The 9,253-nt window shown below is 67.9% G+C and carries 9 protein-coding genes and 5 pseudogenes; 10 read left to right on the top strand and 4 right to left on the bottom strand.

Annotated elements, in window-relative coordinates; genetic code table 11:
* Positions 1-759: 759 nt before the first annotated feature.
* From AB0924_RS32240 to AB0924_RS32230, 3 pseudogenes are all read left to right on the top strand, one after another.
* A pseudogene (locus AB0924_RS32240) lies at positions 760-914 on the top strand (fic family toxin-antitoxin system, toxin component); the annotation flags it as partial.
* Positions 915-988: 74 nt separating this feature from the next.
* Positions 989-1,992: pseudogene (locus AB0924_RS32235) on the top strand (IS5 family transposase).
* 31 nt (positions 1,993-2,023) lie between these two features.
* Positions 2,024-2,221, top strand: a pseudogene (locus tag AB0924_RS32230) (fic family toxin-antitoxin system, toxin component); the annotation flags it as partial.
* A 10-nt stretch (positions 2,222-2,231) separates the two neighbouring features.
* Here AB0924_RS32230 and AB0924_RS32225 read toward each other — a convergent pair.
* Positions 2,232-2,357 (bottom strand): hypothetical protein, encoded by a 126-nt coding sequence (locus tag AB0924_RS32225; protein ID WP_366913330.1) that lies wholly within the window; start codon positions 2,355-2,357, stop codon positions 2,232-2,234.
* An 18-nt stretch (positions 2,358-2,375) separates the two neighbouring features.
* Here AB0924_RS32225 and AB0924_RS32220 point away from each other — a divergent pair, with 18 nt between their 5' ends.
* The 3 genes from AB0924_RS32220 (at position 2,376) to AB0924_RS32210 (ending at position 4,608) form a co-directional block, all read left to right on the top strand.
* Positions 2,376-2,561 (top strand): hypothetical protein, encoded by a 186-nt coding sequence (locus AB0924_RS32220; RefSeq protein WP_366913329.1) that lies wholly within the window; start codon positions 2,376-2,378, stop codon positions 2,559-2,561.
* Positions 2,562-2,616: 55 nt separating this feature from the next.
* Entirely contained in the window at positions 2,617-3,153 is a 537-nt protein-coding gene (locus AB0924_RS32215; protein ID WP_366913328.1) for a 2'-5' RNA ligase family protein, read from the top strand.
* A 918-nt stretch (positions 3,154-4,071) separates the two neighbouring features.
* Positions 4,072-4,608, top strand: coding sequence for a hypothetical protein (locus tag AB0924_RS32210; protein WP_020937384.1), 537 nt, complete (start codon positions 4,072-4,074; stop codon positions 4,606-4,608).
* A 61-nt stretch (positions 4,609-4,669) separates the two neighbouring features.
* On the opposite strand, the pseudogene AB0924_RS32205 reads toward AB0924_RS32210, so the two are convergent.
* A pseudogene (locus tag AB0924_RS32205) lies at positions 4,670-4,818 on the bottom strand (sterol-binding protein); the annotation flags it as partial.
* A 292-nt stretch (positions 4,819-5,110) separates the two neighbouring features.
* The gene (locus AB0924_RS32200) at positions 5,111-5,563 is read right to left on the bottom strand and encodes a hypothetical protein (protein WP_366913326.1); all 453 of its coding nucleotides are present in this window, start codon (positions 5,561-5,563) and stop codon (positions 5,111-5,113) included.
* Positions 5,564-5,681: 118 nt separating this feature from the next.
* Between AB0924_RS32200 and AB0924_RS32195 the strand changes: the two genes are divergently transcribed.
* The 3 genes from AB0924_RS32195 to AB0924_RS32185 all read left to right on the top strand — a co-directional run bounded on the left by AB0924_RS32195 (position 5,682) and on the right by AB0924_RS32185 (position 8,040).
* The gene (locus AB0924_RS32195; RefSeq protein WP_366913324.1) at positions 5,682-6,269 is read left to right on the top strand and encodes a DUF4240 domain-containing protein; all 588 of its coding nucleotides are present in this window, start codon (positions 5,682-5,684) and stop codon (positions 6,267-6,269) included.
* Positions 6,270-6,961: 692 nt separating this feature from the next.
* Entirely contained in the window at positions 6,962-7,330 is a 369-nt protein-coding gene (locus AB0924_RS32190) for a hypothetical protein (protein ID WP_366913323.1), read from the top strand.
* Positions 7,327-8,040, top strand: coding sequence for a hypothetical protein (locus AB0924_RS32185; protein WP_366913322.1), 714 nt, complete (start codon positions 7,327-7,329; stop codon positions 8,038-8,040). The genes AB0924_RS32190 and AB0924_RS32185 overlap by 4 nt, the downstream gene beginning before the upstream one ends.
* 233 nt (positions 8,041-8,273) lie before the next feature.
* Here the strand turns inward: AB0924_RS32185 and AB0924_RS32180 are convergent, their stop codons facing one another.
* Complete coding sequence (locus AB0924_RS32180) at positions 8,274-8,747, bottom strand: hypothetical protein (protein ID WP_366913321.1); 474 nt, start codon at positions 8,745-8,747, stop codon at positions 8,274-8,276.
* A gap of 66 nt (positions 8,748-8,813) precedes the next feature.
* On the opposite strand from AB0924_RS32180, the pseudogene AB0924_RS32175 reads away from it, so the two are divergent.
* Positions 8,814-9,020 (top strand): annotated as a pseudogene (locus AB0924_RS32175) (transposase); the annotation flags it as partial.
* Positions 9,021-9,253: the final 233 nt, after the last annotated feature.

The raw sequence follows: 9,253 nt of genomic DNA, 5'->3' as shown, positions 1-9,253 counted from the left end.
CGACCGCCCCGGGGGCGGTCCGAGCGGTACCCGGTGACGCCCCGGGCCAAATTGCCGATGCCGTCCGGGCCATGTCCGCGCCGACGGCTGACGGGTGGGTCAGGGGCAGTCGTATGTGAGGCCGGTGGTCACGGCGCGGTGGGTGGGAGTGGGTATGTACAGTTCGGCTCGTGCCCTGTAGTGCCCCTTGCCCCGGAAGGTGCCCAGGAGGTGTAGCTGTCCTGCCTTTGGCCCAGGGTCACCGTTTCCCGCAGGACGGCCGAGGCGGTGCCGTCGTTTCGGCTCCACTGGGAGGAGAGCGTGCCCGGTCGGCCGTTCGTGGTGACCAGGCCGGCCGGCCCAGGCGTAATCGGCCCCCCACAGCAGCCTGCCCGCGTTGCCCTGAGCTGCAGGATTAGAGGTGTCCGTGCCTGACAGCCTCTGGTCAGGGAGTCGGGGTGTCGGGCGAAGGGGTCGTCGTGGTAGCCCGGTTTGCGGTCGGGGTGCAGGTCAGCAGCGTTGGTCACGCGGGTCGTCATGCCGCTCGGCCGCCTGCCAGTTGGGACCAGTGCCACTGCTCGACGTCGCGGGACAACCCTTAGCCAGCCGGGACCGTCCTCCCCGCCTCATTACCGGGTTCCTCCGAGGATGCCCCGGCCTTCAGGCCGGGGAGGAATCGGTTTCCTGCGGAGCAGGGCAGGGATAGCCGGATCGCAGTCAGGGCGATCCGGCGTCTACCCCGCACGGTGGCGATGTCGCCCATAATGATCAAGACTCTCAATTGTCAGCTGGATTCTGCAGGTCGCCGAGGGCGCCGGGGCGAACGTCCGGCCCGTGACGATTACGGCGTTCCCATCTCGGCGGTGGCCCGCCACAGGGCCGAGCTGTTCGAGCAGTCCGTTTACGACGGCTCCTACGCCAAGGCCGCTGCCCTAGGGCCTGTGTGATGTCGTGATCAACCTTGCCGGTCTGGGTCCCTCGGGAAGGGGGATCTGGTAGGAAGACGATCGTGACGCGCAGGCAACTCACCGACGAGCAGTGGAAGTTGATCGAGCCGTTTCTGCCGATAGGCGAGTACGGGCCGTACCCCGAGCGGCTGCGGGATCAGTTCGAGGGGGTGATCTGGCGGTTCCGCACCAGCAGCCAGTGGCGGGAGATGCCCGGCGAGTTCGGCCCGTGGCCGACGGTCTACGGCCGCTTCCGGGTGTGGAGGGACGCCGGCGTCTTCACCGCACTGCTCGAAGGCCTGATCGCCGAGGCCGCCCGCCAGGGGCAGGCGGACTTGTCCCTGGTCAGCGTGGACTCCACCACGGCCCGCGCCCACCACGACGCAGCCGGGATGCGTATCGGCAAGGAGGTCATGGACGCCCTTGAAGAGGCCGCCATCGAGCAGGAGCGGGCCCGGCAAAAGGGGGCGGCCCGCCAGAACAGAACGGACAGCACGGCAGTGACGACCCCGGTCAGGAAGAGCGGCGGCACATCAGGCGACGGCACAAGCTCCGCTTGAGTCAAGCACTGCTCGGCAGATCCCGTGGTGGACTGACGAGCAAGATTCATCTCGCCGCTGACCGCAAGTGCCGGCCGTTGTCCCTCGTGCTGACCGCAGGACAGGCCGCCGACAGCCCGCAGTTCGTCCCAGTGCTGCAGAAGGTGCGCATCCGTCTTCCCGTCGGCTGGCCCCGGACCCGGCCCGACGCCGTCGCCGCGGACAAGGCCTATTCCTCCCGCGCTAACCGCTCCTACCTGCGGAAACGCAAAATCAAGGCAGTCATCCCGGAGAAGAAGGACCAGGCCGCCAACCGGAAGAAGAAGGGCAGCGGGGGCGGCCGCCCCACACGCCACGACACCGACCTCTACAAAGAACGGAACACCGTCGAGCGCCTGATCAACAAGCTGAAAGCCTGGCGGGGCATCGCGACCCGATACGACAAGACGCCCGAGAGCTACCTTGCCGGCCTCCACCTCCGTGCCTCGATGATCTGGATCAACGACCTCCTGAAGGCAAGTGGTTGATCACAACATCACACAGGTCCCAGGACACCCCCTGGGCCGGTGCCGCTGGCTGGAGCGCTCCAACATGGCTGTCGCCGCGGCTACCAGGGTCATGTACCTCGAGGCCGCCGGAATCACGGTCAAACCCGCCCGTGAGGACGTCATCGCCCTCAAGGACCTGCTCTTCGACCCCGCCTGTATCGCCGGGAAAATCGCCGCTGTGCTGCGGACCTGGCCCACCGCAACCTGACCCCTGGAGGTCAAGCTCCGCTTGCCCGGGCGCCGGACGGGTCCTCAGACGCCCCGACACCCTCACCGAACTGGAACAGCTCCAGCTCAAGACCGGCCGCGCCCAGCACCCCGAGTTCGACGTCCTCACCCGGCACGTCCGCTCCCTCGCGGTCATGTCCACCGAGCGTCAGGGCAAGCGCCTGCCCGAATGGATTGACGCCGTCCGGCAGGGCAACCTGCCCAGCCTCCACACACTCATTGCCAGCATCGACCACGACGCCGTCACCGCCGGGCTCACCCTGCTCTGGAACTCAGGAGGCGCGAGGACTTGTCGGCTGCCGATGCGAAATTGCCGGTAGTCACTCACGGCGATAATCGGTCGCTGCCGTCTGGGCCCACTGGTACATATGGGCGATGGCAGGCGACGACTCCAGCGAATTTCAGGCAGGGCAGTCGGGACTGATCGTGAAAGTCCCTGAGGCGGAACCTGCTGTTCAAGCATGGCGTGACCGGCTGGACCCCTCGGCTCGTGTGGGAGTCCCAGCTCACGTCACCGTGCTCTTCCCGTTCCTTGACGAGAGCCGTATAGACAGCGACACCTGTGCAGCCATCAGTGAGGTGATCCTGCGTCACAAGGCCTTCGAAGCCCGGTTCGAGCACTGCGGGCGGTTCCCTGGGGTTCTGTATCTCGCCCCCGAACCGGACGCATCGTTCCGCCGGCTCACGGAGGCGATTGCGGACCGGTGGCCGGAGACCCCGCCGTTCGGCGGGCAGTTCATCGACGTCGTCCCGCATCTGACCATCGCCCAGGGACAAGGGGATGCAGTCCTGGAGGAGGCCGAGGCCGACCTGCACGGCCGGCTTCCCGTTATTGCGCGCGTATCGTCGGTCGATCTCATGGTCCACGACGGATCGCGGTGGCAGCAGCGGGCGTCGTTCGCGCTCGGTTAACTCCGCTGCTGGCCGCCGGTCGCCCGCTGTGAGCAGCGCTTCTGCCCGTGGCGCCAGCGGAACGTCCGCCACCGAGTCGAGGCCTCCAGGTCATCGATGCGCGCATGAGGCCAAGTCGACGACACGATTGCACCATCGGCACGGCGCATGCTCACTGAGACAGATGGCGGCACCAGACATGCGACTCCCGAGGGCGCGTGTGCGGTGGGCCGACGACTCACCCCGACGGTCACAGGGAAGCACTGGGCCAGTACAGAGGGGCACTGAAATCTCACGGGCCCAGGCGAACCAACGGACGCCCGTTCGTCTCACTTCCGTGGCCCATGGGCCAGACAGGGGCCACGGAAAATGAGAAAAGGTCACTCATTCTGAGACGCTACCGGGTCTATTCGCAGTGCACCGGGCTTCAGCCCGGTGGTGAAGCGAATCTTTAGCCTGCTCTGACCTCAGCTATGGGCACGGATCCGCACTGGTCACCTCATCCAGCGTCAGAGCGGCCGGTTCTGCTGCTCGATGTACTGCTTCACGATGCTGAGCGGCCGCACCGCCGACCGACCCGGCGAAGTACGCCATACCCCCGGCCACCGCCGCGGCCGCTACCCGCCGCTCGATCGCCGGAATTCTCCGCTGCACAACAGCAGACTTTGCAGTGATCAATCCCCACCCCTGAGTCCAGTATCTGATCGGCGGATCGACTGCCGCCGCCGGAACTCTAGATCATCCAGGGGCGGACATGCTCGGCTAGACCGCGCCCGGCCAGGCCCCACCGACGCCGGCTGTGACGCAGCTCCTGTCGCCCCCGGGGGAGGCCGCCGTACCGTTGTCCGCACCTCCCCGCCCGGGCGCGCAGTGCCCGCGACCGGATCACCCACACCGGAACACCCAGGACAGGCGGGCATACGCACAGGACGGTCCACCATGCCCACCGCGCTCTCGCCCGTCATCGCCGCCTCCGCACGCTGGCTGCTGGCGGCCTTCCCCCCGGCCACCGGCCCGCTGAACCAGGCCCTGGCCGAAGCCCAGGCAGGCCATGCGGCCACCATCGCCGCCGCCCTGCGCTACCCCACCGCGCTGGACGCCGAACTGCTGGACCTGCTCGGCCCCGGCGGCTCCGGCCGGCTGGACTTCGTCACCGGCGCCGACGCACCCCCGCTGACGGACGCCACCCACGCCTGGCGCACCCAGGTCGACGAGACCGTCGTCAGCTGGGCGGCCTGCCTGCTGGCCGACGCCGACCTCGCCGCCCTGGCCGCCGCCTGCCTGGCCGCCACCCACCACGGCCCCGACAGCGTGGGCGACGCGCGCCGGCTGACCATCCCCAGCCCGCGCGACCACCGCGCGGCCCCCCTGCTGCGCCACCCGGACTTCCTCGGCCCGATCGCGGACCTCCACCGCGAGACCCTCCTCGGCCTCCTCGGCGCCGCCCCGGCCGTCACCGCCCCCGAACCCGGGTGACCACCGAGCCCGTACGACCACAGGCAGCCGGCCACCGTCGGGCCGCCGCGGCCCGTCGCGCTCAGGGCGCCTTGAACAGAGCCGGGAAACGCGGAGCGAGCCAGGGCTTGCGCCCCCCGACCAGGATGCGGCCCTGAGCGAGGGGCACTGGCCCCGGCGCCCGAGCGCCATCAGGAGAAACGTGACCGGCTCGATGAGTATGGTGCAGTCCGTAACCGCTCCACACTCGATGGCAGGCCCCGACAGACCGGACCACAACTCAGCCGGCAACGGACGCAAGCGGCACCTGCGGCAGCTTCATCGCCCCGGCCGGTGTGGGCCAGCGCCGAAAAGAGGAGATGTAGGTTCCCGCGACCCGTGTCATCTGCCGCACCTCTGACCTCGACGGTTCTTGGACTTCCCACGCCATGTCATGTGCTGGATTCCCAGCGCCGTGTCATTTTCCTGGCTCGCCCAGCCAGAAACGGCGACGCCGCCGCCCAAGAAGAGGTTCACCGGACGGTCAGAAGCTCCAGCTGTAGAGGCCGCCGCCCGTGGTCACCGCAGACGCCGCAAGCCGGGACACTGCCTGCAGGACCGCCAGCAGATCATCGTCGGTCATTTCGTCCCCGTCGGCTGACCTGAGCCTCGCGGTCCAGCGATCTGCCAGCTCCTCCAGCTCAACGGAGGTGGCGTCGGCCAATGCCCGGATCAACCGCGGCGGCAGAGCGAACACCTCAACACCATCGTTCAAGGGGGCAGTGACCCACTCCGGCCACGGCCATGCAAGGAGCTGCTCGATCGGCGGGAGCTCGGCCGCGGGCTCCTCGAAGTACATGTCCCACTCCGCGATGGCACTGTCCGGCTCTATGAAACGGCAGGTCACAGACTCAAACGCCGGACCAGGTCCCTGTCGGCGCGTCGCAGCGGCACTCTCGTCGTCCGGAGCGAGGAAGAACACGATGTCGTGGGCCATCTCAGAATGGTGGCAGCCTGCCGAGCTGAGTGCCGGCAACGGGTATTGCGACCAGTGACCATGCTGCTCTTTCACCCGCTGCCCTCGGTCTGTCATAGGCGCCTGTCATAGTGCCGCCGTGGACAACGACTCCTTCTGGAAGATTATCGAGGAATGCCGGTCGAAGGCTCACGTCAGGGCTGAGCGGCTGGCGTGGTTGAAGGACGAGCTCGCGCGAAGGCCCGTGAAGGAGATCGTGGGGTTCCAGGCTTGCCTTGACCGTCTGTGCGAGCAGGCGTTCACCTGGGATCTTTGGGCTGCCGCCGAAAGGATCTTCGGCGGCTGGTGCTCGGATGACGGCTTCTGCTACTTCCGTCTGTGGGCAGTCGGTCTGGGCCAGGCCACGTTCGAGCGCGCTGTCCAGGATCCCGACACTCTGGCCGAAGCCCCTGAAGTAAGGCGCCTGGCCGACCGACCACGAGGTGAGTGGGGTGATCACTGGCCGGAGTGGGATGAACTGGACTATGTCGCGGCCGAGGCCTACGAACAGGCGACCCAGGTGTCCGATGAGTTCGCCACCTTCTATGAGGTCGTGGACGCTCTCCGGAGTGACGACGAAGTGCTTCGAGACCCGCTCGGGAAGCGCTGGGACGTGCGAGATGAGGTCGAGGCGTCGCGTAGGCTGCCGCAGCTGAGTTCCAGGTTCCCGATCACGATGCAACCCTGAGCTGGCGGGAGGGTCGCCCGCCGGTCAACTTCCCTCCGTTCTCTGAAGCGGGGTATGGCTGGCGGCCTGGTCTGGAAGGACTTTGTTGATCGCTCTCTTCGCTCGCCTCCCCAGTGCCGTGAGCCGCATGGGACGTCCGCGGACCGCCACCCCTGCGTTTCCCGAGGCGACCCATCGGCCGCCGAACGCTAGGGTCCTGCCCCGGCAGGCGCGAAGACGACGACTGGGGAGGTCCTGCACACGAAGGGGGGAACTGCTCGCTCACTCGGCATGATTTCCAGCCCCGTGTCCTATTGGCCGCGTAGTGGCCATCGCCAGTGGAAAGCGGCCACGGGATCTGGAAACCTACAACAGGAGAGACCAGCCATACCTGCACCCGTGAAGGTGCAAGATTAAGCATGCTCAACTCGTCGGATGAGCTTTGGAGATGGCTGGTCTCAAGAACCAGTTAAGCACACATTCCGCGCCGGCGGTCAAGCAGCCAGCGCTCCCCCTCGCCGTGATCGGGTCTCACCGACCTCCTGCCGAAGGCCACTCGCGCGAGCTCAGTCCCGCCGGGTGGGACGTAGGACAAACATTCCTCGCCCATTGAACTCACCCCTTGGACTGCACCCCGGATTCGGCTTGTTGGCCGGTGAATCACGACGCAGCCTGCCTGGAGTCCACCGTCCTCATCCGAACGGGAGCCGACCATGGCCGCGCCCGGCAGCACCACGACAGTCACCTGGGCCGAACGAATGGAGCTCCTCAAGGATTCGGCACAGCAGCGGGTCTTGAATGCACCGATGCCTCCCGCCGCCATGGAGCAGCTCATAGCGGATAGGAAGGCCGATGCCCTTGGCCGGTTCGAGGGCAGCCCGGTGCGCTACCTGGACCGGTGGTGGCGACTGCACGAGCTGGGGTGGGTGGCGCTCGACGAGACCGCGTCAGCCCAACTCGACGTCCATGCCGAACGCTACCGGGCGGCGACCGCGGCCACCGCTCCCGAAGGAGCGCCGCGGGAGGCGGTCACTGAGCCGTCCGAGGCGCCGCTGGTCCGGCGCGAAGCGGGGGCCGAGTGAACAACACGCAGTACGGAGCCCCGCAGCACGAACTCAACGTCGTCAGCAGCCTGCTGCGCGACAACTCGACGGTGAACCAACTCGTCGACTGGACCCGCAGCGAGCCCGACTGCTGGCTCAAGCGCGACGACTTCCAGACAGCCTGGCTTGGCGACGCCTACGAGGCACTGCTGTCCGGCGGGCTCGGCGACATCCAGCAGCGGCTGCAGGCCTACCCCGGTGCCGACCGGGCTCAAGCCACAGCAGACGCTGTCACCGCCCGGATGATGACCCTCTACCAACAGCGCGCCGCGGCCGGCGATGCCAACGCTCAGTGGGCCGTCAACCAGGCGTACTACACCCAGTCGGATTTCTGGGCGGGCCTGCACGGCGCCATCCGCGAGATGGCGCGGTCCACCTGGCCGGCCACCCCAGAGCACGCCCGGCACGACGCCTACGTCATCGCCCGCGCGGCCCAACACCCCTCCAGCACCGAGAACGTTCCGTTCGGATTGAGCCGCCCACGGGGCTTGGACCACGACGCCCTCCTGAAGGAGTTGGCGGTCATCGGAGCCGTCCTCAACGACCCGGCCCGCTCGCAGCAGTTCCGGTCCCCCCCTCACCGCGCTGGATCCCCAGCGCGTCGCCAAAGTCGTCGATGCGTTCGGTCAGTTGTCCGCCAAGATGAGTACGACGCTGCGTACGGCCAGCACTCTTCCAGCGACACATGAGCAGCCCACCCCGCAACGCCCTCAACGCCAGCAGCCGCCCACCCCTGACCCCGGAGGCGCCACCCCCAGAGCCGCGCCCTGACTGGTCGGCCGGCTCCGGCGCTGAAGAAGGGCAGCGCGTGCAGCGTGACCCTTGCGAGGTCAGCATCCGCCCCCTCGCGTCAGCCGCGAGTCCTCCACGGAGTTCGGGCCGACGGCTCGCCACGGTTGATCGCCGTGGTCGAGAGATCCGTTCAGCCGATGGTGAAGCGCTGGTTCTGGGCGCCCCGGTCGCAGCGGGCAGTGCGGTAGTAGCCGTTGTCCTGCTGGTAGAGGCAGCGGCCCGTGCCGACGCTTTGGAGCATGATGGCGCTGCGGGCGGCGGGCTGGACGGTGCGCCACTTCTGGTATGAGCCGCCGTTACAGCGCAGGGGATAGACGTCGCCCCGGCCATTGCTGTCGAGGCAACGGCCCCAGAAGTTGTTCTTAAGAGTGGTGCTGGTGTTCAGGCGGCCGTTCCACTGCCACAGGAGGCTGCCGCGTCCGGTGGTGCAGCGGTCGCCCTTGAGGCCGGTTTCGGAGGTCTCGCGCAGGCAGTCACCGTACCGGTAGTCCGCGAAGCGGCTGGTGGCGGTGGCAGCCGAGGCGGGTGTGGGGGTGAGAAGGGGGAGGGCGAGGCCGGCTGCGGCGATGAGGGCGGCGAAGGCTTTCCGGGTCGGACGGCGCACTGGAGGTCTCCTTACAGTGGTTTTCAGAGATACCTCGACAGGATCCCCGAACACCACCACCTATGCCTGAAAAATGGGGAAAACCCGCGGATCGAGCCGCTCATGCCGGCCGATCCGGTCCGGGGACGGCGCTGGGCCGATCACCGCGGCACGCTTGAGGCGATCGCCTGGAAGTACATCACCAACTCGCCCGGGCGGGACCTCCCCGAGGAGCTCGGCTCGTTCCAGGCGGCCCATAAGCGGCTGATCAGGTGGGCCGTCGACGGCACGTGGGAGATTGGGCCTCCCCGCCATCCGGTGCGGGCGGCCCCAAGGGGCATTCTCGTCCCCCAACCCCGCGCCCCTCCCTGCCGGAGACGCTCCGCCTCTAATCCAGGCCCCGAGCGCCGCCGCGGTGTTTCCACGTGCGGGCCTGGTCGACTTCACCGTCCAGCGCAGCGGCGACATCGGATCACCCCGCTCGTCAGGTTCCACCAGCGCCAGCAGCGCGGGCCGCAGACCCGGAT

Source organism: Streptomyces sp. NPDC047869, assembly GCF_040704065.1.
In the GTDB taxonomy this organism is placed as follows: domain Bacteria; phylum Actinomycetota; class Actinomycetes; order Streptomycetales; family Streptomycetaceae; genus Streptomyces.
The sequence above is the reverse complement of the archived record's forward strand: the minus strand, read 5'-3'. Positions and strand labels throughout refer to the sequence as shown.